The sequence below is a fragment of the Paenibacillus sp. J22P277 genome, assembly GCF_059383675.1.
Window position 1 is genome coordinate 562,615 of sequence record NZ_JBXENS010000007.1, and the last position, 22,244, is coordinate 584,858.

The following is a 22,244-nucleotide window of genomic DNA, read 5'->3' on the forward strand; positions in this document are numbered from 1 at the left end:
GGAACCAACCATGACCCAATCTAACGCCAATGCCAATGTCAGTGCCGATACAACCGCCAATTCCGCCAACAAAATCATCCGCATCTTCGATACGACGCTTCGCGACGGCGAACAGTCGCCGGGCGCGACGCTGCGTCCGGAGCAGAAGATCGTCATCGCCCGCCAGCTGGCGAAGCTCGGCATCGACGTCATCGAGCCCGGCTTCCCGATATCGAGCCCGGGCGAGTTTGCGGCCGTGCAGCAAATTTCCCGCGAGCTCCACGGTGTCGAGATCGTCGGTTTTGCCCGCGCCATTCGCGGCGACATCGACGCGGCCGTCCGCGCGACGGCGGACGCGGCGCGCAGACGCCTGCATCTGTTTATCTCCTCGTCGGATATCCACTTGGATTTCCAACTGAAGAAATCGCGGGAGCAGGTCGTGAATATCGCCCGCGAGATGGTCGCGTACGGCAAACAGTTCGTCGACGAGATCGAGTTCTCCGCGATGGACGCGAGCCGCACCGGCCGCGAGTTCGTCATCGAGATGGTCGAAGCGGTCATCGCCGAAGGCGCGACGGTCATCAACCTGCCGGATACGCTCGGCTTCGCGCTGCCGGAGGAATACGGCGCCATGTTCCGCGACGTCAGAGCGGGGGCGCGAGGAGCGGCTAACGTGCAGTTCAGCGCGCACTGCCACAACGATCTCGGCTTGGCGGTGGCGAACAGCCTCGCGGCCATCGCCGGCGGCGCGACTCAGATCGAAGTCACGGTCAATGGCATCGGCGAGCGTGCCGGCAACTGTTCGCTGGAAGAGCTGGTCATGGCGATCGAGACGCGCAAATCCGCCATCGGCGCGGAGACCGGCATCGTCATGGGGGAGATTTACGAGACGTCGCGCATGGTGAGCCGGCAGATGAATTTTCCGATCGCCTACAATAAGCCGATCGTCGGGCGGAACGCGTTCCAGCACGAATCCGGCATCCATCAGGACGGATTGCTCAAGAACCGCAACACGTACGAGATCATGGACCCCGAAGCGATGGGCATCCCGCGGAGCATGATCGTGCTCGGCAAGCACTCCGGGCGCCATGCCATCAAGCACCGTCTGGCGGAGTTCGGCATCGAGCTGAACGAGGAGCAGATGCAGGACGTGTACGATCGTTTCAAGGCGAAAGCCGACGAGCTCAAAATCGTGCCTGACGACGTGCTGGTGCGGCTCGCGAGCGAGACGACGGACATGCAGCATGATCCGTACGTGCTCGTCGACCTGCAGGTGCTGGCGGGCACGCAGCGCTCGCGCATCGCGTCGGTCACGATCCGCGAGCGGGATTCGCAGGAAGAAAGCACGTACACGGGAACGGGCACCGGTCCGCTCGAAGCGGTCATCCACTGCCTGCGGCAGGCGATTCCGGCGGGAGCGGAGTTCGAGGACCTGGAGCTGCACTCGTTGTCGACGGGGGAAGACGCCCGCGGCGAAGCGGTCGTCAGCGTGGTGCGCGGCGGCAAGCGCTACAGCGGCACGGCGGTGCACAACGATATCATTTTGGCATCGGCCCAGGCTTACGTGGCGGCGTGCAACCAGCTGCTCATGAGCGGGCAGGCCCAAGGCGGTTCGGTCATGGAAGCGAAGAGCAGTTAAGGCTCGTACGCCTGGCGGAAAAGCGATGCGGATGGACAATTTGTTTATTTCAGGACGGAGCTTACCGCGCGGCATACGGCTGTTAATTCGAACGTTATGGAAGCCGAATATGGCGGCCGAAGCAGGGGATATCCCCTGCTTTTTCGTTTTCCACAGCGTTATCCACAGTCATCAGGTAAAATGTGCATAAACATGTAAAACCCGCGAAAATTGGGCGTTTACAATGTGCATAAAAGTTGGATAAGTTTTTCACAGCTCGCCTGTGGATAATGTGGATAATGGGAATATATTTTGGGCTATCCCGAGCCTATGTGAAGGCTTCTTAAAGAAACGGTAAATTTGTTCGGGTTATTCGACAAAATAGGTGCCAGAATTGCCGCGCAATTTGTCCCCTGCTGTGGATAGATCTGTGGAAAGAGGGGATAGATTGACGAAACGCATTCTTGACGAAGCGCGGCCGCAGGCCGGATTCCTTTCCCGATCAATGGGAAATCCTACTTGCAGCGGGGCGGGCACGGTGGAATTTGGGTGAAGAGCCGACGGCGAAGCTGACCGCGGACAAATCGACGCATCGGCAGTCGATGAGCCGGGCGGATGCCGAGCGAGGCATGAAGGATTTCTCGTATGCCATGGCACGCTACCTGCCGGCCGATTTCTCCGCGCGCGCCTTCAGCGTCAGCGGCGACCGGCCGATGCAGACTGCGCTCAACTTCAAGCTGGGCGAGGGAGCCAACATGCTCAGCGCGAAAATCGATCGCTCCAACGCGGATTCCGTCAATGACAGCTTGCGTCAAGAGCTGCAAGCCAATTATTCGAACAGCCTGCGGTCCGGCTCGGATTCTCCGGTGAAGAACGCAGCCAGCCATTGAACGCTATCGGCGCTGCTTGCTTCCATTAATAGTTTGCGGAGTGAATTATCGCTGCTGTCGAATGGACTTAAAGGCGTTAAGGTTTCGGAGGCCAGCTTGTCGAATCTGAGCGGCGAACTGCAGCCGGCTCTGGCGCGGCTGACGATGGCCGGCACCGCGATTCACGATCTACGCGGTCGACGGACTGCGCCAGCTCCTATCGGTCGGGGATCGGACGACAATAATCCGGACGGCTGGGGTGCTGTCCGGATTCGGTATCGTTGCTATTCTGCTGGTGTACGCGCTAAAACACCGTAAAATCATGTCGGAGGCCAATTGGCCGACGGCACTTCTTCGTAATTGCCTGGCTTGCGGCCGAACGCTTTGTAGCAATCGGTAAGGCGGTAACGTCTGTTGCGATTGCCGTATAGCATACGGGATGAGGTTACAGCAGGTCTATATCCGGTCGCGGCCACGCGTAATCTCTGAACTCGCATCCCGGTCGCAGTCGGGCGCCACAGCCGAAATAGCGTCCGAGGTCGGCGTTGCAGCGTCGGAAAATTGCATTAGGCAAGAAGCTCTTCCCATATCTCGTAGACCTCTTTCAGCTGCGCCTTTCGCGCATCGATATCGCTCTGGATCGTGCCGACCCTTACATAGTCGTTGTACACCTCGGGATCGGTCAGCTGCGCTTCGAGCGCCGATATTTCGCCCTCCAAGCGAGCGATGTCGGATTCCAACTGTTCCTGCTTGCGAAGCCGGTTTCGTTCGTCACGCTTCGCTTGTTTGTCGGCTTCATAAGAGGTTACGGGCGCAGATTCCGCGATCACGGCGGATTTGCCCTGTTTTCCTTGCGAAGCTGACAGCGTTTCCTGCTGCAGCTCTTCGATTTCCCGCTTTTTCTGGATCATTTCGTCATAATTTCCCAGGAAATGTTCCGTCCCCTGCGGATGCAGTTCGACAATGCGCTCCGCCATCTTGTTCAAGAAGTACCGGTCATGGGAGATGAACAGGAGCGTTCCGTCGTAATCCATGAGCGCGCCTTCCAGCACTTCTTTGCTGTACAGATCCAAATGGTTGGTCGGCTCGTCCAAAATGAGCATATTCGCATGCGCCAGCATCAGCTTCGACAGCGAGACGCGAGCGCGTTCGCCGCCGCTCAGCGTGCTGATCTTCTTCTTCACGTCGTCGCCGCTGAACAGGAAATTCCCGAGCACGGTCCGGATCCGCGCCTCTTCGATATGCGGATAGCTGCTCCACAGCTCCTCCAGCACCGTATTGGCATGGTTCAGCCCGGTATGCTCCTGATCGTAATACCCGATCTTTACATTGGTGCCCCAGCGAATCGAGCCAAGCTCGTACGGCTGCTGATCGACAAGCGCCTTGAGCAGCGTCGATTTGCCGATCCCGTTCGGACCGACGAGCGCGACGTTCTCCCCGCGTTCGAGCCGAAACGTCACGTTGCGGAAGAGCGGATCGTTCTTCTCGGCAAACTTGATCGACAAATCACGGACGTCCAGTACGTCGTTGCCGCTTTGCCGCTCGATTTCGAAGGAAAAATGCGCCTTCTTCAAATCGCCGAGCGGTTTGTCGAGACGGTCCATCTTCTCGAGCGCCTTGCGCCGGCTTTGCGCGCGTTTGGTGGTGGACGCGCGGACGATGTTGCGCTGCACGAAGTCTTCCAGCTTCGCGATCTCGTCCTGCTGTTTGTCGTACTGCTTCATCTGCGCTTCGAATTCGGCGGCTTTGATCTCGATGAACCGGCTGTAATTACCGGTATAGCGCCGGGCGTTGCGGCGCTCGATCTCCACGATCGTGCCGACGACGGCGTCCAGGAAGTAGCGGTCATGGGAGACGACGAGAATGCCGCCTTCGTAGCCGCGCAGATAATCCTCCAGCCAGGTGAGCGTTTCGATATCGAGATAGTTCGTCGGTTCGTCGAGCATGAGCAGGTCGGGCGCCTGCAGCAGGATCCGCGCCAGCGCGAGGCGCGTTTTCTGCCCGCCGCTCAGCGTGGAGATGACCGTCTCCGGCGGGAAATGGCCGAAGCCCATCCCGTGCAGCACGCTGCGGATCCGGGTTTCCATCTCGAAGCCGCCCTTGGCCTTGAACCAGTCCGAGAGCTGGGCGTAGCGGTTCAACACCGCTTCGTACTGCTTCTCGTCGCCGTGCAGCGCCGGATCGGCGATCTGCTGCTCCATCGCGCGGAGCTCTCGCTCGGCATCGGTAAGATGGGCGAACACGGCGCGCATCTCCGCCTCGATCGTCTTGTCCGATTGCAGTCCGCTGGATTGCGCCAAATAGCCGATCGTCGTTTCTTTCGATTTATAGACCGTGCCGGAATCCGCCGAGATTTCGCCTGCGATAATCCGCAGCAGCGTCGATTTGCCCGCGCCGTTCACGCCCACGAGGCCGACCCGTTCGCGGGGCAGCACTTGGAAGGTCACGGACGTGAGCACGCTGCTGACGCCGTAGTTTTTGGATACATCCGAAACTTGAAGAAGCATGGTTCCCGTTACCTCCAACCTGAAGAAATTGCCTTTGTACCAGTTTACATGAAAACAAGGCATCGCGCGACCGTCTTCCTGCCCGGAAGCGCCGATTTCGCGCTTTGGCGCGGTTGGCGAAATATGGGCAACAGTGGTAAACTAAATAACAACTATGGTCAGAAAACAGCAGGAACGGCAAACCTTGAAGCGAAGCGGGGAATGGGATGAATCGGTCGGAGGAAAAGCAGGCGGCCCGGCTGGCGGCGAAGCTGCGGCGGGACGGGCTGCCCGAGGAAAGCCGGATGTCTTGGTCGGATACGGTGTGCCAGCGGGCCGTGGAATGGCTTCGCCTGCGGAATGAACGGGGAACGCCGGTCCGGAGCGTCATGGCTTACGTCCCGTTCCGTTCCGAACTCGATACGACGCTGCTCATCGAATGGTGCTGGCGCACCGGGCTCACGGTCGTCGTTCCGCGTTCCTTGACCGGCGATCGGTCGATGGAATTGTACGTCGTGCAGGCATGGGATGAGCTTGCGCCGGGCGCCTACGGCATCCGGGAGCCCGATCCGGCAACGGCAAGCCGCTGCGACGCATCCTACGTGCCCGATGTCGTGTTCGTTCCGGGATTGGCTTTCGATAACGAGGGCGGCCGGCTTGGATACGGCGGCGGGTACTACGACCGCTTCCATGAGCGGCTGGCCTTGACGGTGCGGCATGCCGGGAGCGAGATGCCGAAGTGGATCGGCCTGGCTTACGAAACGCAGCGGCTGAAGGCCGTGCCGATGGACCAGCATGACGTCCGCGTCGACGGCGTCATTACGGAAGTCGGTTTCAATGGGAGGGGCATGGCATGGATTTGACCCATTTTAACGATCAGGGCCGCGCGCGGATGGTCGACGTATCGGACAAAGAGGTGACGGCCCGCGTCGCCGTCGCGCGGACGACCGTCACGATGGCGGAAGAGACGCTCCGGCGCATCAAGGCCGGCACGATCGGCAAGGGCGACGTGCTCGCCGTGGCGCAGGTCGCGGGCATCATGGCGGCGAAGAAGACGTCGGACTGGATTCCGATGTGCCATCCGCTTCCGCTCACCGGCGTCAATCTGGCGTTCGCGGATAACGGCGCGAACGAGCTTTATATAGAAGGAACAGTGAAGACGACCGGCAAGACCGGCGTCGAGATGGAAGCCCTGACGGCGGTATCCGCGGCGGCGCTGACGGTGTACGATATGTGCAAGGCGCTCCAGAAGGACATGGTGATCGGTCCGACTTACCTGGCTTCCAAGAGCGGCGGCAAGAACGGCGATTATTCCGTTAACGGCGTTTAAAATTCATGCCGCAACCGGCATATTTTTATAAACCTACTGATTGGGGGAGAAGCGAATGCGGTGGAAAGTGGCGCTGCTTACGGCAAGCGACAAAGGCTCGCGCGGCGAGCGCGAGGATACCAGCGCGCAGGTCATTCGCGAGCTGGTCGAGGAAGAGCTTAGCGGAGAAATCGTCGATTATCGGATCGTGCCGGACGAGCAGGACGAGATCATGGCGGCTTTAATTGAAATGACGGACTATTTTCAAGCGGATCTGGTCATCACGACGGGCGGCACGGGGCTTGCACCGAGGGATCTGACGCCGGAGGCGACGCTGAAGGTCATCGACCGCATCGTGCCGGGGCTTGCCGAAGCGATGCGCCTCGGCGCCATGCAGCGCACGCGCCGCGCGATGCTCTCGCGCGGCGTCTGCGGCATTCGCGGACGCTCGCTGATCATCAATCTGCCGGGCAGCCCGAAGGGCGTGCACGAGAACCTGATGGCGATCATGGATCAGCTGCCGCATGCGCTGAACATCCTCTCCGGACGGACGGGGGATCACGCGGAATGAGCGAAGGAAAGCATGGAACGCTGCTGAAGGAAGTGCCGGTGCGAGAAGCGGTCGGTCTCGTGCTCGCGCATGATTTGACCCAGATCATCCCGGGGCAGTTCAAAGGGCGGCTATTCAAGAAAGGGCATGTCATCGCCGAGTCGGACATCCCGAAGCTGCTCGATATCGGCAAAGAGCATATCTACATCTTGGAGCTTGGCGATGGCGAGCTTCACGAGGATGACGCCGCGGGCCGGATGGCGCTGGCGCTGAAGGACGAAGGGCTGCTGCTGACCGAGCCGCACGAGGGCAAAGTCGCGGTCAAGTCGGCGCTGGACGTGCCGGCGCTTGCCGTGATCGAGCCGGACGTCGTTCATGCCATTAACGAGCTCGGGGAGATCGCCCTGGCGACGCTGCGGACGCATGCCGTCGTGATGCCGGGCGGACAGCTGGCGGCCACGCGCGTCATTCCGCTCGTCGTGCCCGAGACCAAGGTCGCCGCGGTAGAGAAGCTTGTCGCCGAGTATCGCGAGCGGCACGGAGGACGCGGCCCGATCGGGCTGAAGCCGCTGCGGAAGCTCCGGATCGGCATGCTGACGACCGGGGGCGAGGTATTCTCCGGGCGCATCGAGGATCGATTCGGCCCGGCCGTGCGCAGAATCGTCGAATCGCTCGGCTCCGAGATCGCCGAACAGCGGTTTTCCCCGGACGACCGTCAAACAATTGTCAAGGAAATACACTACTTGCTGCAGCAGTCCTATGATATGATAGTCATAACTGGCGGAATGTCGGTAGACCCCGACGACCGCACCCCTGCCGCGATCGCGGAAGCGGGCGCGCGCATCGTCAATTACGGGACGCCGATGCTTCCCGGCTCGATGCTGCTCATGGGCTATTTGGACGGGATTCCGATCATGGGCCTTCCCGGATGCGTCATGCACGATCCGTATACGTCGTTCAACGCGCTGTTGCCGAGAATTCTCGCCGGCGACATCATTGAGAGGCGCGACATCGTAACGATGGGCTATGGCGGCCTCCTTACGGCGCAATCGTGGGAGACGGGCATCGGCAAGCAACAACTTTGATGAACCTCCGCTTTTGAAGCGGATTTATTCTATGGCAAGCCTAATATGAAGGAGGTATGTACCATGGGCGGAATAGGCGTAACGGGTTTTCTGCTTATCGCATTGGTGGCGCTGCTGCTATTCGGACCGAATAAGCTGCCTGAGCTTGGCCGGGCGTTCGGCCGGACGTTGAAGGAATTCAAAGCTGGCGCGAAAGATATCATGGATGACGACCGCGACGATCGCAAAGAATCGAAGCGCGTGGAAGTGAACCGTTCGGAAGATCGCGGCGAAGACAAGCGGCTCCCAGAGTAGTGGGGCCCGCTTTTTTTCTTGAAGAGGACATTAGCTTGCGTAAGCGCGTTCACGCTTGTCCGCTTTTCGCGGAGGACGTAAGCCGTTTTATGCGCGTAAAGAGAGGTGACACAGCAGGTGGCCAACCTAGATTCGGCCGATACGCCGGAAGCTCAGCGCGACGATAAAATGATGACGCTGTTCGACCATATCGGCGAGCTGCGGCGAAGAATCATTTTCATCCTCGTCTTCCTGGTAGTCGGGATGATCATCGGGCTGTTTCTTGCGGATCCGGTGTACAACTACATGGTGACCCAAGATCCGGTGAAGGACATGAAGCTGAACGCCTTCTCGCTGTGGGACGGTATCGGCTTGTACATGAAATTCGCGCTTGTCATCGCGCTCGTCTTCGCCTTGCCGGCATCGGCCTATCAGCTGTGGGCTTTTGTCAAGCCGGCGCTCGGGAAGAAAGAGCAGCGCGCCACGCTCATGTTCGTGCCGTTCGTGCTCATCATGTTTTTGGTCGGATTGGCGTTCTCGTATTATGTCGTGTTCCCGATGGCGTTTAATTTCACGACGGACGTCGCCAAGCATTTGAATCTCGTCGAGACGTACGGGGTCATTCAATATTTCTCGTTTCTGTTCAATATCCTGATTCCGATATCCCTGCTGTTCGAGCTGCCGATCGTGATCATGTTCCTGACGAAGCTGCGGATCCTGAATCCGAAGCGGTTGAAGAAAATGCGCAAGCTCGCGTACTTCATCCTTATCATCGTCGGGGTCGTCGTCACGCCGCCGGACTTCATCTCGGATGCCTTGGTGGCCGCTCCGCTCATCCTGCTCTACGAGATCAGCGTGATGCTCTCTAGCGTCGTCTACAAGAAACAGCTGCAGGCCGATCAGGCGTGGGAAGAAGAATACGGAACGTAAGGCCGGCCGCGCGCCGGCTTTTTCTTTTGTCCGGCATCTTTATCGGTTTAGGGGGAGCTTGTTGTAAAATTCCTATGAAATCGACGGCGAAAGACTTGAAATCCATCAGCGAAATCGGTATTATTAGAAATGGTTATTAGCACTTAACGATTGCGAGTGCTAACAAATGTTGCACAACTATTTAAAGGAGGCTATTTTCATGATCAGACCTTTGGGTGAACGCGTATTGATCGAACCAATCGCGAAAGAAGAAACGACTGCAAGCGGCATTTTGCTGCCAGACACGGCCAAAGAAAAGCCGCAAGAAGGCAAAGTTATCGCTGTAGGCAGCGGTGCGGTTAAGGACGGCGTGCGCATTGCGCTTGAAGTCAAGGAAGGCGACCGCGTTTTGTTCTCCAAATATGCCGGTACCGAAGTAAAGTACGAAGGCAAAGAGCTTTTGATTATGAAAGAAAGCGACATCCACGCGATTTTGGGCTAAGCCGCAGCGCTTTGGCTCCACATACATGGTTAAGCTTGCGTACCTAAACTAATCATTATCAGGAGGTTATCAACGATGGCGAAAGAAATCAAATTCGGCGAAGACGCTCGTCGCGCAATGCTGCGCGGTGTAGACGCCCTGGCGAATGCAGTTAAAGTTACCCTTGGTCCTAAAGGCCGCAACGTGGTACTCGAGAAGAAATTCGGCAGCCCGCTGATCACGAACGACGGCGTGTCCATCGCGAAAGAAATCGAGCTGGAAGACGCGTTCGAAAACATGGGCGCGCAGCTGGTTAAAGAAGTCGCTACGAAAACGAACGACGTTGCCGGCGACGGAACAACGACGGCAACGGTTCTGGCGCAAGCGATGATCCGCGAAGGTCTGAAAAACGTAACGGCAGGCGCTAACCCGATGGTTATCCGCAAAGGCATCGAGAAAGCCGTTCGCGCGGCTGTCGAAGAGCTGAAAGTGATCGCGAAGCCGATCGCCGGCACGGAATCGATCGCGCAAGTGGCTTCCATCTCCTCCGGCGACGAAGAAGTGGGCCAACTGATCGCGGAAGCCATGGACAAAGTCGGCAACGACGGCGTTATCACGGTCGAAGAATCCAAAGGCTTCGTAACGGAGCTTGAAGTGGTTGAAGGCATGCAGTTCGACCGCGGCTACCTCTCCCCGTACATGATCACCGACACGGATAAAATGGAAGCTGTCCTCGACAATCCATACATCCTGATCACGGACAAGAAGATCTCCAACATCCAAGAGATCCTTCCGGTTCTGGAGAAAGTCGTACAATCCGGCAAGCAATTGCTGATCATCGCGGAAGACGTTGAAGGCGAAGCATTGGCAACATTGCTCGTTAACCGTCTGCGCGGCACGTTCACTTGCGTGGCTGTCAAAGCTCCTGGCTTCGGCGACCGCCGCAAAGCGATGCTGGGCGATATCGCTGCCCTGACCGGCGGCCAAGTGATCACGGAAGAGCTGGGCCTTGAGCTGAAAGCAACGACTGTGGATCAACTCGGCTCCGCGCGTCAAATCCGCGTAACGAAAGAAAACACGATCGTTGTCGATGGCGCTGGCGACAAAAAGGACATCGATGTTCGTATCAACCAAATCCGCGCGCAGCTGGAAGAAACGACTTCCGACTTCGACCGCGAGAAGCTGCAAGAGCGTCTTGCTAAGCTTTCCGGCGGCGTAGCCGTAATCAAAGTCGGCGCAGCGACGGAAACCGAATTGAAAGAGCGCAAGCTCCGCATCGAAGATGCCCTGAACTCGACTCGCGCAGCGGTTGAAGAAGGCGTCGTTTCCGGCGGCGGTACTGCACTCGTGAACGTATACAAAGCCGTAGCGGCCGTAAATGCAGTCGGCGACGAGAAAACGGGCGTTAACATCGTGCTTCGCGCACTGGAAGAGCCTGTTCGCACGATCGCAGCCAATGCTGGTCAAGAAGGCTCGGTTATCGTTGAGCGTCTGAAAGGCGAAGCCATCGGCGTAGGCTACAATGCGGCTTCCGGCGAGTGGGTTAACATGTTCGAAGCAGGTATCGTTGACCCTGCGAAAGTAACGCGTTCCGCGCTGCAAAACGCAGCTTCCGTAGCGGCGATGTTCCTGACGACCGAAGCGGTTGTTGCGGACAAACCGGAAAAAGACAAACCAGGCATGCCTGACATGGGCGGCATGGGTGGAATGGGCGGCATGGGCGGCATGATGTAAGCTGCTTTAAAAGTCCAGTAATATCAAGGGAAACGGGGCCGTTATGGCCCCGTTTTTCTTTATAAAGTCACCAAAAGGTCTATTTATACAAGTGAACGAAACCCCGCGGGCATTCACCTGCGGTTTTTTTTTGTGTTTTGGTTTATAAGACAACTTCAATTATTGGGTTCCTCCAACTAAGGGACACGAATACGAATTATTTACCACCGGGCATAATATTGGCGGAGGTGATTAACAGTATGAGATGTGTCTATTGTGAAAATTTTAAACCAATCAAAGGGTCAAAATATAATTGTTACATTTGCTCCATAGTTAAGAATGTTGTTAATAATCGCTTAAGGTAGGAGGGACGAAGTGTTCTTTTTTAGTAATATATCCGGTAAGGGATGTTTGTATAGTTTGGTTATAACCATCTTAGTCAGCGGCTTGTTTTGGCTTATTGGCAAGATGTTTAATTTCCCGTTTCTCCTTTTTGTTCCTTTTGTTTTTCTTCCTTTTATGTATAAAAGAAGATAACGAATGATAAATGCATATTTCAATTCCTTAGCGGGCAAACCAAAGTTGATTTACCAAATCAGCCAAGGAGTTGACATTCCATGAGGAAAATGAAATATCTCTTGACGTTTTCACTGCTGAGTTGCTTCACGCTAATGCTGGGCGCCGGAATTTTAAGCGCTGCGGGCTCAAATCCTGTAAATAATATGACCTCGCCTTCTACCCCAAGCAACCAGTCTTATGACAACCGTTCGATGAACAGCTACAATGCGACCTCAACTACAGGAGGGAACTATCGGGCTAAAGCAGTTAACGATGACAATGATTTTGATTGGGGCTGGTTAGGCCTTTTAGGTCTAATCGGTTTAGCTGGAATGAGAAGTCGCTCACGTGATAATGACCGTGACCGTGCCCGTACCTAAATTGGAAAAAAGCCCTTGTACACAGGGGCTTTTTTGTTTGAATGAGGCTGTTGAATAACTTTTTCAATGTAGAAGTGAACCGAATAATAAAACTCCATTACGGGAAAACCAACTAAGAAATTCAAACAACCCGTCGAGGAGTGAATTACCTTGAGAAAGAAATTTCTTCTTACATTGTTGCTGGTAGGCTGCTTAACCTTAATGTTAAGCGCTGGCGTACTAAGCGCTCACGGAACAGTTACGAACCAAAGTAACAACGGTGGCATGAATAACGAATCTTATAACAGCCAAGGAATGAATACAAACAGCTACAATGCTACATCGACTGCTGGTGGCAACTATCGTGCTAATGCTGTGAATGATGACAATGGAATGGATTGGGATTGGCTTGGCTGGTTGGGATTGCTTGGTCTGATTGGCTTGAGAGGTCGTAGTCATAATCGCGAACCAGAACGTAGATAATTCAGAGACAGAACAGCAAACAAAAGCAAAGCCCCGGCGATTAATCGCCAGGGCTTTTATCATTCTCACGAAAGAAGGGAGGCCTGCCGTCCGGTTAGCAGGCCATCTACCGTATGCAATCACAATCCTATTGAGCTCGGGAGGTTGACGCAACAGGATTTAGATGGAGCCCACTATTTTAAAACAGACATCCTCGCGAGATGATTACCAACAAAATAAACAGTACAAGAATAAAACCTATAGCGTTACCGCCGCCGAAGCCGCCGACTCCTACGCCACCTACGCCACCAACGCCATATCCCATTGTGGTCAGCTCCTTTAATTTAGGTACATCGCAGTATATGTCGATTAGGGTATCGTGTATGGGCTATTGTCAGAAAGGGGCTAATGTCCAGTAAGTACAAGGTTACCGTATTATTTACCGCCCGCCGTTACGGCAGCATGGGCTATGGATGGGTTGCGGCTTTGTACACGACACGAGAACGACGTAACGCATAAATTTCCGGGAGCTGCACAATTCACCGCTGCCGCCGGGCATGATGCTGGACGGAGAGCTATGGCTGCTTCCGTAGTCTTGTTACTTAACAGGCTTCGCAAGCTGCTGCGAGAGTTCATATGCGCTTCGTTCAACCCAGTTGTGCGCGAGCTTGCCATCACGAACTTCCCATACCGCGATGCCGGAGATTTGAATCGGGCGATCATCGGGCTCCGAGCCGAGCATCCCGTGATTGAATCCCGTAACGACCCAGCGCGATACGACTCGCGTGCCGTCCGCGCTGCTGAACATGTCGAGGCTCTTCATGCTTACATCGCGGATCCTCGAAGTAAAGGTGCGCGCCCATTCCTTGAACGCGAATCGGCCCACTACGTCTCCGTCAGGGTTCGAGAGGATGACATCTTCGGTACAGAGACGGTCGATCGCGTCGAGGTCCTGCGGAAGGTTATAGACTTTCGCCCAGAGCTCCGTGAGAAGTTCTTCGCCTTGACTGCCGAATAAAACCATGTGTCACAATACCTCCTATATACATTTTGTTAAGCAATAAATGATATCTTGGCCAGTCAATGTAATGCCTATGCAATTACTTCCAAGATGGGCGGCATGATGCAAGACGCTTTGCAAAAGCCGGCAATACCAAGGAAACGGGACCGTTACGGCCCCGTTTTTCGTTTTAAACAAAAACCCACGTTGCTTGCAGAGGTGTTGCCGGAAGAATAGCCCTGAAACGAACTTTCTCCTTTTCTCCGGCACGGTTGCGCCAACTGACTGAAGTTTTGCGAATTTGAAGTGCAGGCTCGTCAGACTGTTACCGTTGGCGGCGGCGGTGGCGGAGTCGGATCGACATTGACGACTTGCTGCTGTTGTTGCTGCTGCTGCTGAGCATCGAGTTGATTTTGCAATTGCTGCAATTGCTGTTGCTGCTGCTGAATGTGGGTTTGCACGAGGGCGAATAATTGCAGTTGCGTTTGCTGTTGGGACTGCTCGAAGTTCAGAACCTGGGCTTGCACTTGCGCTTGGAACTGGACTTCGGCTTGGAGCTGCGCATTCAATTGCGCCTGCAGTTGTGCTTGGAATTGCAGCTGGGCTTGCAGTTGCGCTTGTAACTGTGCCTGAGCTTGCTGAATCGTTTGCAGAATGGTGAGCTGAATGCTAGTGCCGGGACTCGGACACTTTCTCGCGGCCTTATGGTGCAATCTATTCTTGCTAAGCTTTACGGCACGGACCGCCATCTCCAGCATGCACTCCCTTTCATATTGAATTCGAATTCGCATTCCATTATGAATATGATCCGAGACATTCGTTGGACAAGGCGCATAGCAGGGGATATTCGCGTATTTCATGGGGATAAGCCTGGACCGTTCCCGTTATCGGCCAAATGAACGATCTATTTCTACTACTGAACGAGGCTCCGTACAAATTCCGATCGCTTGGGATTTGAGCCGGGGCTTTTTAATTTGCTATTTAGCCGAGACGGGGAACAAATTGGAACCCGTAAAACTCACGGCCCGATTCATAATATGACAGGCTGTTGTCAAATTACTAGGGGTACAATGAATTTGAGATTGCGGACCGAATAGAGAGGCAATAATCGAAAACCTAGGAGTGAGGCAGGATGGAGAACGTAAAATCGAAAGTCGTGATTATTACCGGGGCGTCGAGCGGCATCGGACAAGCAACGGCGCTGCTGCTTGGGAAATACGGCGCAAAGGTCGTGTTGGCGGCGAGGAGAGAAGAGCGGATACGGACGATTGCGGAGCATATCAATCAAGCCGGGGGCAGTGCCGTATACGTCAAAACGGATGTCGCATCGGCGACGGAGATGCAACATCTCGCCCAATACGCGATAGCGCGATTCGGGAAAATCGATGTCTTGATCAATAACGCCGGCATTATGCCGTTATCCTATCTGCGCGAATTGAAAATTGAAGAATGGGACAGCATGATCGACGTGAACATAAAGGGCGTTTTATACGGTATCGCGGCGGTGCTGCCGACGATGAGAGATCAGAAGTCGGGACATATCATTACCGTTTCCTCGGTCTCAGGCTACCGGGTTGACCCGACCGCCGCCGTGTACAGCGCCACGAAATTTGCCGTCAGAGCGATCTCGGAGGGACTGCGTCAGGAAGAATCGCCGGCCTCCAATATTCGGACGACGATCATTTCGCCCGGAATCACGGCTACGGAATTAACCGATTCCATCACGAGTCCGGAAGTCAAGGGCTGGGTGAGCGAAATGAATCAAGTCGCAATATCGCCGGACAGCATAGCCCGAGCGATTGCCTTTGCGATCAACGAACCCGACAATACGAGTATCAACGAAATGATTATTCGGCCAACCGTCCAGCCTTCGTGACCTTAACTTGGCGCTGCCAGAGATTGTGTTAGCTTATATCGAGGCATTTTTAACCGGCACGAGGTGGAAGGGTGCGTGAACACCTTTTCCGAACATGCGATCATCGTGGAGGAATCCCTGGGACGGAATCTTGCGGGCAGGGATGCGATTGCGGACGGAAATCATCGATTCGACGATCGAGCAAGATGTGATCGACATGCGCGTCCCGTTTAAAGGCAAACCGAATACTGCTCAACCGCAAAACACCGTCAGGGCCAGCGCCATGGCGGTGTTTTCGCGTCCTCCGTCAGATGGCCGCCGGAATTGCCGTTTGGACGCCGGGCTGTTCGTTTTCGAACGAACCTTTAATCACAGAAAAAAATTCACTGATTTTCGTAGCGCCGACGCGGTTTCTCGCCATCGGAAGGAAAGACTTTCCGCTTGCGGGAAGGAAATAAGCGTCCGAAAGCGGAATTGTTTATACGAATACGCAGATGAAAGGTGAGTGTGATGCAGAAGACGAAAATCGGCATAATCGGTTGCGGCGTCATCAGCGGGATCTATCTGGAAAACTGCACGAAAACATTCGGTATCCTTGAAGTTGCCGCCGTCGCGGATTTGATGCCGGAGATGGCCCGTAAACGGGCGGAGGAATACGGGATTCCGAAGGCCTGCACCGTCCAGGAATTGCTGGACGACCCCGAGATCGAAATCGTCGTGAATTTGACCGCGCCTCAGGTGCATGCGGAAGTGAACCTGCAAATTTTGAACGCCGGCAAGCATGTCTATACGGAGAAGCCCTTTGCGCTGAACCGCGAAGATGCGGACCGCGTGCTTGCGTTGGCCGAGGAGAAGGGACTTCGGGTCGGCTGCGCGCCGGACACGTTCCTGGGCGCCGGATTGCAAACGAGCCGGAAGATCATCGAGGACGGTTGGATCGGGACGCCGTACGCGGCAAGCGGCTTGATCATTATGGGAAACGCTTATGACGGCATGCATCCGAATTTCCATAACTACCTGCAGTTCGGCTGGGATCCGTTGTTCGATATGGCGCCTTATTATTTAACCGCTTTCATTCACCTGCTCGGACCCGTGCGAAGCGTAAGCGGATCGGCCGGCCAAGTGAAGCGCGAGCATACGGTCACCAATCCGCGGTCTCCGCGCCATGGCGAGACGGTTCCGGTCGGAGCGCCGATGCATGTGTCGGCAATGCTCGACTTCGCGAACGGCGCTACGGCGACCCTGCAGGCGGCCAAAGAAAGCTTCGGCTACACGCCGAGATTGGAGATTTACGGAACGGAGGGGATTCTCCACGTACCGGATCCGAATATGTTCCACGGCGCCATTACGATTCAGCAGCGGAATGGCGAAACGCATGCGTTCCCGTATTCGCACGGCTTCGCGGAGAACAGCAGAGGCATCGGCATCGCCGACATGGCGTATGCCATCCGCACCGGCCGCAAGCATCGCGCAAGCGGAGCGTTGGCGAGCGACGTGCTCGATCTCCAGCTGGCCATCCTGGCCTCGTCCAAGGAAGGCCGCCATATTCCCATCGAGCCCCGCAGCGAACAACCGGCCGCGCTGCCGCTTGGCCTGATGTACGGTCTGTTGGATTAAGGCGATTGAAGGCGATTGGTTTGCGTTTCCTTCGCGAGAAGGAAATGCAGCATTCGCCCAAGGCGATTGGTTTGCGTTTCCTTCGCGAGAAGGAAATGCAGCATTCGCCCAAGGCGATTGGTTTGCGTTTCCTTCGCGAGAAGGAAATGCAGCATTCGCCGGCTAGGGAGCATAGGCTCAGCGATTGGTTTGCGTTTCCTTCGCGAGAAGGAAATGCAGCATTCGCCGGCTACGGGAGCATAGGCTCAGCGATTGGTTTGCGTTTCCTTCGCGAGAAGGAAATGCAGCATTCGCCGGAAGTAAGATACCCTGCTTCATTGAGGTGAGTACATTTCAGGTGAATCATGCAACCGGAGAGTCGATAGGGAGTCGGAACAGCGTGAGCGATCGCCTTTGTAGTCGGATTTCAACCGTTAAATGGTTTGCCTAATCAAAGAAATCCGATCTACAGCAGCGAGTGGAGACCCCTATCGACCGTAGGTTGCGTGATTCACCCAGCAACGCCCACTTTCCAATCAGAAAGGTTGCGAGAACGATGAAATTTCCGATTGCGCTACAACCCTATACCATTCGCGAGGAACTGAAAAACGATTTTCTGGGCAGCTACACGAAAGTTGCCGAGATCGGCTATGAAGCCGTGGAAGCGGGACCGCCGCCGGAAGGCGTGACGGTGGAGGAAATGGAGGCGCATTTCGACCGTCTGGGCTTGCGAGTGATGGGCTGCCATGCCGGCCTGGAGCAGCTGACGAACGACCTGGATGCGGTGATCGATTTTCTGGACCTGTTCGGCGGCCGTTACGTGGCCATGTCGTACAAGTTCGAATCCCGCGAAGCCGTGCTGGAAGCGGCGAAAACGTTCAACGCCATCGGCGCCGCTTGCCGCGAGCGTGGCGTGCAGTTTCTCTACCACAATCATGATTGGGAGTTCAAGCAGTTCGACGGCGAATCCGCGCTCGATATCTTGCTGGGCGCAACCGATCCCGAGCTGGTCAAGCTGGAGCTCGACGTGTACTGGGCAAAGAAGGGCGGCGAGGACCCTGCCCAATACCTGCGCAAGCTGAACGGACGCTGTCCGGTGCTGCACGTGAAGGACATGGAGCCGGGCGAGGAGCGGTTCTTCGCGGAGGTCGGGGAAGGCGTGCTGGATTTCGGCGAAATCCTTGCGGTCGCGGAGGAAATCGGCACGGAATGGCTCGTGGTGGAGCAGGATGCATGCCGTCGCGCGGCCTTCGAAAGCATCGCCATCAGCTATAACAACTTGAGCCGAATGGGGGTCGTCGCAAAATGAGCGGGACGATCCGAGTCGGCTTGATCGGATACGGCTTTGCCGGCAGCGTGTTTCATGCCCCGGTCATTACATCGGTTCCCGGCATGGAGCTGACCAAGGTCGTCGAACGCCGGAGCGCCAAGTCGAAGGCGCGTTACCCCGAGGTGGAGGTTGTGCACGGCGCGGAGGAGCTTTACGCGGATGAAACGATCGATCTCGTGGTCGTGACGACGCCGAGCACGGATCATTATTCGTTCGTCAAGGACGCGTTGTTGGCCGGCAAGCATGTCGTCGTGGAGAAGCCGTTCACGCCAACCGCGAAGGAAGCGGACGAGCTGATCGCGCTCGCGAAGGAGAGGGGCAAGGTACTCTCCGTCTTCCATAACCGTCGCTTCGACGGCGATTTCCTGACGCTGCGCGAGCTGCTTTGCCAAAGCCTGCTGGGCGAGGTCATGGAAGCCGAATTTCGCTGGGACGGCTTCGATCCGGTGCTCCGTTCGACCAACTGGCGCGAGGGAAATCTGCCGGGAACGGGCGTGTTTTACGACCTGGGCGTGCATCTCATGGATCAGGCGCTTACCCTGTTCGGGCTGCCGTCTTCCATTGCCGGCGATGTCCGCATGCAGCGCGAAGGCGCGGAGGCGCATGATTATTTCGACGTCGCGCTGCTGTACGAGAGCGGGCTGAAGGTGCGCTTGAAGTCGTCCAAGTTCGTGCGGGAGTCGTCCCCGCGCTATACGCTCTACGGCTCGAAGGGATCTTTCGTCAAGCACGGCATCGACCCGCAGGAAGCGGCGCTGATCGCCGGCGCGCAGCCGTCGGCCGTGCGCAATTGGGGCAAGGAGTCCCGGGAGCGGTGGGGCAGGATCAATACCTCCGTCGGCGGCCTGCACGTGGAGGGCGTCGTCGAGACGATCGCCGGCTCCTACGTCGATTATTACCGGAACGTCATGGCGCATATTCAAGGACAAGCGGAGCTGGAAGTAAAGCCGGAGGAAGCGCGGCTGGCCATTCAATTGATCGAGCTGGCGCTGCAGAGCAGCGAGGACGGCCGGGCGCTGCCCGTGCCGTTTGCCGCAGCGGCGCCAATCGTATAAGAAGGAGCGAGAAGCTTGTTTCCATTTAAAGCGGCATTAAACGCGTCGACCTTGTTCCCGTTCGAATTGAACGTGCTGGAACAGGTGCGCGCAGCGGCCAAGGCCGGCTACGAAGGCATCGAACTGTGGGTGAGAGACATCGAGGCTTATCTGCGGGACGGCGGCACGACCGGCGGGCTGCGCGAGGCGTTGGCGGAATCGGGCATCATCCTGGCGAACGCCATCGCATTCTTCAAATGGGCGGACCGCGACGAATCGGTTCGCGAAGAGGGCTTCGCCCAAGCGGAGCGCGAGATGCGCATGCTGGCGGAGATCGGCTGCCAAGCCGTGGCCGCGCCTCCCTTCGGAGACGTCGCGAACGTTCCGCTTGGCCAGATGGCACGTCACTACGCCCGGTTGTCGGCGCTCGGACGCGAGATCGGCATTGACGTGTACCTGGAATTCTGGGGACGCGCGAGTACGCTCTCGCGGCTGGACGAAGCCATAACCGTGCAGCGGGAAAGCGGCGTCGCCGGATCGAAGCTGCTCGTCGATCCGTTCCATATGTACACCGGCGGCAGCAGCATCGAGGATCTGAAGCGGGTGGAGGGCAGCGGCATCGGGATCTTCCACGTGAACGATTACCCGGCCGATCCGCCGCGGGAAACGATTACCGACGCGGACCGCGTCTTCCCCGGCGAAGGCGTCGCCCCGTCCTCTGCGCTGGCAAGGCAGCTGTACGATTCGGGCTACAGAGGCTTCCTCTCCTTGGAGCTTTTCATCGCCGATTTCGGCGGCATGACGGCGGAGGACGTGGCGGCGAAAGGTTTGGCCGACCTCAAGGCAGCCTATCAGGTGGAAGCGTAATAGGGATTCAATACGAGAACAGCCGGCGATCTTGCCGGCTTTTTTTCGTTTGGCGAGCAGATGAACCGACCGGTCAGAAAACGAGTTTCTAAACAAACGATAGAAAAGCAACATAGGTATCTAGTCTAAAAATTACATTTTATGTAAATAAAATAGTAAATTGGTAGTAGTACATTCAGTAGAATCGCATATTGGAATATTATGCTAGATTAATGGTAGATCGCCATTTGGAGGGATAACGTGATGAAACGACGATTCATGCTGCTGGCTTCGGGATTTATGCTCCTTATGCTGCTTTTGCCTGTCCAAGCAACCGCTGCCGAGGCGAGCGAACAGCTGCTTTACCAATTCAACGGAACCATCTTAGACTTCGACCAAACCCGTATCGTCTGGCAAGAAACCGGCAATAAGGTGCTCTGGCTGTACAATCGTACGGACAAAAGCGAAGTAAAGGTGTACGATGCCGCCACGTCCGATTTTGCTATCGGTCAAGTGCAATTATCCGATGAAGGCATCGTTTATTCCTTTAGAGACCGTGTGCTCAACAAAGCTGTCTCGCTGTACTGGAAGGACGGCGAGGTTCGACAGCTTGGCGATGCGGCTCTTACCGCAGTAAAAGGGAATTTTGCGGAGCTAGCCGATCGAGTCGTGGATTTGGCATCGGGACAGTCGCGTCCGCTTATTTTTGACGATACGGTGTCACCGGATGGAGCCATCATTTACTCGACTAGAAACGATCTGTACAAGTCACTTCCCGACGGCACGTTGACAAAGCTCGCGTCAAGATCTCCTAGCCTCGTAAGTCGGTGGTATCAGCAAAATTTGGGTTTATCTCAACCTTTAGCAGACGGTAAAAACATCATCTTCCGGGAACTCATGGTGATTAATAATTATTCAAGTTTGAAGTGGGTGACTCGTGTGATCGGCTCAGATGGCAAGCGTACCACATTAGCGATTAACCCTTGGCCGGATACAGGCGACTACGCCATTAATAATGGTTGGATTGCATATACCAAATATGAAAAAGACAAAAATAATTGGACCCTGTATGTCCGCTCGCCGGAAGGCGTGGATAAGCGGGTGTTTCAAACTTCTTGGTGGTTTTCTAGGGACGTGCACCTTGACATCGAGCACTTGTGGCCGGACGGAACGGTCGCATACAGGGCTAGAGATAGCGCTATGCACCTTTATTTCACCCAAGCGGATAAACGCCTAGATACCTACTTCAGTTGGACATGGTACCAATACCGGGAGCATGTCTTCAGCGGTCCAGGAGAGTCCCAAAATCGGTATGGCGCATGGTATGAACAAGCCGGTAGTTCGTTGTACGGCATTCGAATCTGACACTCGGACACTACCGCCCCAGCATCGCAAAAGGGGAGTCCTTTAACGCAGTAAGCGATCGCGAGACCGCTCGCTTCATCCGCGGAAAATAACCTTCTCGGCCGGCAGTTGGATAGCTACATCCCTGCGCTAAATTAACGCGGAACGTTGGTTCGTTGGGTCAGCGGCAGTCAAGGACGTTGCGTTCTCGTCCTTAGCTGTCGCTGTTTCAATTGTTAAGGCCGGCCTAAAACCAAGCCGAGGTGCCCTAGCGTCAGCTCCGGCTCCGCTGTAAACTCAAACCCCGCCATCAAAACTAATTCCCAACCCCCCCACCTAAGCTAATTCCCAACCCCACCTCCAAAACTCAACTTCAACCCCAACCCAGCTCTAATGCGACCGCAGGCGCAAGCTCCTCAATCCGCCTCCTGCCGGATAGCACCGATCATGAAAGGATAGCGTCCTATTTTCATGGAAATTTTCAATACGTAAATACTTAATACTACTAAAGTTGGATATATATAACAATTTCTTCACCTTATGAAAACACTTCCCGAACATGCCATGCTTATGCTACTGGAGAAACCA

At 55.8% G+C, this 22,244-nt stretch carries 23 protein-coding genes; 20 read left to right on the top strand and 3 right to left on the bottom strand.

The genetic code is table 11. From position 1 onward, the window contains the following. The first annotated feature begins 10 nt into the window (after positions 1 to 10). Together AC50YL_RS26380 and AC50YL_RS26385 are read left to right on the top strand one after the other, a co-directional pair. On the top strand, positions 11 to 1,618 hold the full coding sequence (locus AC50YL_RS26380) for a 2-isopropylmalate synthase (RefSeq protein WP_494835905.1): 1,608 nt from the start codon (positions 11 to 13) through the stop codon (positions 1,616 to 1,618). 524 nt (positions 1,619 to 2,142) lie between these two features. Next, positions 2,143 to 2,487, top strand: coding sequence for a YhgE/Pip domain-containing protein (locus tag AC50YL_RS26385; protein WP_494835906.1), 345 nt, complete (start codon positions 2,143 to 2,145; stop codon positions 2,485 to 2,487). 545 nt (positions 2,488 to 3,032) lie between these two features. On the opposite strand, the gene AC50YL_RS26390 is transcribed toward AC50YL_RS26385, so the two are convergent. Next, positions 3,033 to 4,973 (bottom strand): ABC-F family ATP-binding cassette domain-containing protein, encoded by a 1,941-nt coding sequence (locus AC50YL_RS26390; protein ID WP_494835907.1) that lies wholly within the window; start codon positions 4,971 to 4,973, stop codon positions 3,033 to 3,035. Here AC50YL_RS26390 and AC50YL_RS26395 point away from each other — a divergent pair. The 11 genes from AC50YL_RS26395 (at position 4,962) to AC50YL_RS26445 (ending at position 12,672) form a co-directional block, all read left to right on the top strand. Next, positions 4,962 to 5,183 carry a hypothetical protein gene (locus AC50YL_RS26395; protein WP_494835909.1) on the top strand — a complete coding sequence of 74 codons (222 nt, stop codon included), beginning with the start codon at positions 4,962 to 4,964 and terminating at the stop codon, positions 5,181 to 5,183. The genes AC50YL_RS26390 and AC50YL_RS26395 overlap by 12 nt on opposite strands. Continuing rightward, the gene (locus AC50YL_RS26400; protein WP_494835910.1) at positions 5,180 to 5,815 is read left to right on the top strand and encodes a 5-formyltetrahydrofolate cyclo-ligase; all 636 of its coding nucleotides are present in this window, start codon (positions 5,180 to 5,182) and stop codon (positions 5,813 to 5,815) included. The genes AC50YL_RS26395 and AC50YL_RS26400 overlap by 4 nt, the downstream gene beginning before the upstream one ends. Continuing rightward, entirely contained in the window at positions 5,806 to 6,282 is a 477-nt protein-coding gene (gene moaC / locus AC50YL_RS26405) for a cyclic pyranopterin monophosphate synthase MoaC (protein WP_494835911.1), read from the top strand. The genes AC50YL_RS26400 and moaC overlap by 10 nt, the downstream gene beginning before the upstream one ends. A 55-nt stretch (positions 6,283 to 6,337) precedes the next feature. Next, entirely contained in the window at positions 6,338 to 6,832 is a 495-nt protein-coding gene (locus AC50YL_RS26410; protein ID WP_161743220.1) for a MogA/MoaB family molybdenum cofactor biosynthesis protein, read from the top strand. Continuing rightward, positions 6,829 to 7,896, top strand: coding sequence for a molybdopterin-binding protein (locus AC50YL_RS26415; RefSeq protein WP_494835912.1), 1,068 nt, complete (start codon positions 6,829 to 6,831; stop codon positions 7,894 to 7,896). The genes AC50YL_RS26410 and AC50YL_RS26415 overlap by 4 nt, the downstream gene beginning before the upstream one ends. Before the next feature lie 63 nt (positions 7,897 to 7,959). Then, positions 7,960 to 8,190: a twin-arginine translocase TatA/TatE family subunit gene (gene tatA / locus AC50YL_RS26420; RefSeq protein WP_494835913.1), complete on the top strand. Its 231-nt coding sequence runs from the start codon at positions 7,960 to 7,962 to the stop codon at positions 8,188 to 8,190. Between the two features lie 168 nt (positions 8,191 to 8,358). Then, complete coding sequence (gene tatC / locus AC50YL_RS26425) at positions 8,359 to 9,099, top strand: twin-arginine translocase subunit TatC (protein WP_494836031.1); 741 nt, start codon at positions 8,359 to 8,361, stop codon at positions 9,097 to 9,099. Between the two features lie 199 nt (positions 9,100 to 9,298). Beyond that, entirely contained in the window at positions 9,299 to 9,580 is a 282-nt protein-coding gene (groES, locus tag AC50YL_RS26430; protein ID WP_161743217.1) for a co-chaperone GroES, read from the top strand. 75 nt (positions 9,581 to 9,655) lie between these two features. Next, a complete protein-coding gene (gene groL, locus AC50YL_RS26435; RefSeq protein WP_494835914.1) occupies positions 9,656 to 11,293 on the top strand; it encodes a chaperonin GroEL in 1,638 nt (545 codons plus the stop codon). A 596-nt stretch (positions 11,294 to 11,889) separates the two neighbouring features. After that, positions 11,890 to 12,210: a WGxxGxxG family protein gene (locus AC50YL_RS26440; RefSeq protein WP_494835916.1), complete on the top strand. Its 321-nt coding sequence runs from the start codon at positions 11,890 to 11,892 to the stop codon at positions 12,208 to 12,210. Between the two features lie 150 nt (positions 12,211 to 12,360). Then, positions 12,361 to 12,672, top strand: coding sequence for a WGxxGxxG family protein (locus tag AC50YL_RS26445; protein WP_494835917.1), 312 nt, complete (start codon positions 12,361 to 12,363; stop codon positions 12,670 to 12,672). A gap of 577 nt (positions 12,673 to 13,249) precedes the next feature. Here the strand turns inward: AC50YL_RS26445 and AC50YL_RS26450 are convergent. Both AC50YL_RS26450 and AC50YL_RS26455 read right to left on the bottom strand, forming a co-directional pair. Next, positions 13,250 to 13,675, bottom strand: coding sequence for an ester cyclase (locus AC50YL_RS26450; protein WP_494835919.1), 426 nt, complete (start codon positions 13,673 to 13,675; stop codon positions 13,250 to 13,252). A 293-nt stretch (positions 13,676 to 13,968) separates the two neighbouring features. Then, positions 13,969 to 14,511, bottom strand: a complete 543-nt coding sequence (locus AC50YL_RS26455; RefSeq protein WP_494835920.1) for a hypothetical protein — start codon at positions 14,509 to 14,511, stop codon at positions 13,969 to 13,971. A gap of 272 nt (positions 14,512 to 14,783) precedes the next feature. Between AC50YL_RS26455 and AC50YL_RS26460 the strand changes: the two genes are divergently transcribed. The 7 genes from AC50YL_RS26460 to AC50YL_RS26490 all read left to right on the top strand — a co-directional run bounded on the left by AC50YL_RS26460 (position 14,784) and on the right by AC50YL_RS26490 (position 21,677). Continuing rightward, positions 14,784 to 15,527, top strand: coding sequence for an SDR family oxidoreductase (locus AC50YL_RS26460; protein WP_494835921.1), 744 nt, complete (start codon positions 14,784 to 14,786; stop codon positions 15,525 to 15,527). A 489-nt stretch (positions 15,528 to 16,016) separates the two neighbouring features. Continuing rightward, complete coding sequence (locus tag AC50YL_RS26465) at positions 16,017 to 17,123, top strand: Gfo/Idh/MocA family protein (protein ID WP_494835922.1); 1,107 nt, start codon at positions 16,017 to 16,019, stop codon at positions 17,121 to 17,123. Between the two features lie 5 nt (positions 17,124 to 17,128). Continuing rightward, positions 17,129 to 17,449, top strand: coding sequence for a hypothetical protein (locus AC50YL_RS26470; RefSeq protein ID WP_494835923.1), 321 nt, complete (start codon positions 17,129 to 17,131; stop codon positions 17,447 to 17,449). 209 nt (positions 17,450 to 17,658) lie between these two features. After that, the gene (locus tag AC50YL_RS26475; protein ID WP_494835925.1) at positions 17,659 to 18,411 is read left to right on the top strand and encodes a sugar phosphate isomerase/epimerase family protein; all 753 of its coding nucleotides are present in this window, start codon (positions 17,659 to 17,661) and stop codon (positions 18,409 to 18,411) included. Then, on the top strand, positions 18,408 to 19,487 hold the full coding sequence (locus AC50YL_RS26480) for an oxidoreductase (protein ID WP_494835927.1): 1,080 nt from the start codon (positions 18,408 to 18,410) through the stop codon (positions 19,485 to 19,487). Before AC50YL_RS26475 ends, AC50YL_RS26480 begins: the two co-directional genes overlap by 4 nt. Positions 19,488 to 19,502: 15 nt before the next feature. After that, positions 19,503 to 20,333, top strand: coding sequence for a sugar phosphate isomerase/epimerase family protein (locus tag AC50YL_RS26485; protein WP_494835928.1), 831 nt, complete (start codon positions 19,503 to 19,505; stop codon positions 20,331 to 20,333). A gap of 243 nt (positions 20,334 to 20,576) precedes the next feature. Next, positions 20,577 to 21,677: a hypothetical protein gene (locus AC50YL_RS26490; RefSeq protein WP_494835929.1), complete on the top strand. Its 1,101-nt coding sequence runs from the start codon at positions 20,577 to 20,579 to the stop codon at positions 21,675 to 21,677. The last annotated feature ends 567 nt before the right edge of the window (positions 21,678 to 22,244 follow it).

Excerpts from the sequence above, each read along its gene's own strand:
- AC50YL_RS26480 (WP_494835927.1), top strand. The coding sequence starts at position 18,408 with ATGAGCGGGACGATCCGAGTCGGCTTGATCGGATACGGCTTTGCCGGC.
- AC50YL_RS26490 (WP_494835929.1), top strand. The coding sequence starts at position 20,577 with ATGAAACGACGATTCATGCTGCTGGCTTCGGGATTTATGCTCCTTATG.
- tatA (WP_494835913.1), top strand. The coding sequence starts at position 7,960 with ATGGGCGGAATAGGCGTAACGGGTTTTCTGCTTATCGCATTGGTGGCG.
- AC50YL_RS26390 (WP_494835907.1), bottom strand. The coding sequence starts at position 4,973 with ATGCTTCTTCAAGTTTCGGATGTATCCAAAAACTACGGCGTCAGCAGC.
- AC50YL_RS26460 (WP_494835921.1), top strand. The coding sequence starts at position 14,784 with ATGGAGAACGTAAAATCGAAAGTCGTGATTATTACCGGGGCGTCGAGC.
- AC50YL_RS26440 (WP_494835916.1), top strand. The coding sequence starts at position 11,890 with ATGAGGAAAATGAAATATCTCTTGACGTTTTCACTGCTGAGTTGCTTC.
- AC50YL_RS26455 (WP_494835920.1), bottom strand. The coding sequence starts at position 14,511 with ATGAAATACGCGAATATCCCCTGCTATGCGCCTTGTCCAACGAATGTC.
- AC50YL_RS26450 (WP_494835919.1), bottom strand. The coding sequence starts at position 13,675 with ATGGTTTTATTCGGCAGTCAAGGCGAAGAACTTCTCACGGAGCTCTGG.
- AC50YL_RS26400 (WP_494835910.1), top strand. The coding sequence starts at position 5,180 with ATGAATCGGTCGGAGGAAAAGCAGGCGGCCCGGCTGGCGGCGAAGCTG.
- AC50YL_RS26475 (WP_494835925.1), top strand. The coding sequence starts at position 17,659 with ATGAAATTTCCGATTGCGCTACAACCCTATACCATTCGCGAGGAACTG.
- tatC (WP_494836031.1), top strand. The coding sequence starts at position 8,359 with ATGATGACGCTGTTCGACCATATCGGCGAGCTGCGGCGAAGAATCATT.
- groL (WP_494835914.1), top strand. The coding sequence starts at position 9,656 with ATGGCGAAAGAAATCAAATTCGGCGAAGACGCTCGTCGCGCAATGCTG.
- AC50YL_RS26410 (WP_161743220.1), top strand. The coding sequence starts at position 6,338 with ATGCGGTGGAAAGTGGCGCTGCTTACGGCAAGCGACAAAGGCTCGCGC.
- moaC (WP_494835911.1), top strand. The coding sequence starts at position 5,806 with ATGGATTTGACCCATTTTAACGATCAGGGCCGCGCGCGGATGGTCGAC.
- groES (WP_161743217.1), top strand. The coding sequence starts at position 9,299 with ATGATCAGACCTTTGGGTGAACGCGTATTGATCGAACCAATCGCGAAA.
- AC50YL_RS26415 (WP_494835912.1), top strand. The coding sequence starts at position 6,829 with ATGAGCGAAGGAAAGCATGGAACGCTGCTGAAGGAAGTGCCGGTGCGA.
- AC50YL_RS26380 (WP_494835905.1), top strand. The coding sequence starts at position 11 with ATGACCCAATCTAACGCCAATGCCAATGTCAGTGCCGATACAACCGCC.
- AC50YL_RS26465 (WP_494835922.1), top strand. The coding sequence starts at position 16,017 with ATGCAGAAGACGAAAATCGGCATAATCGGTTGCGGCGTCATCAGCGGG.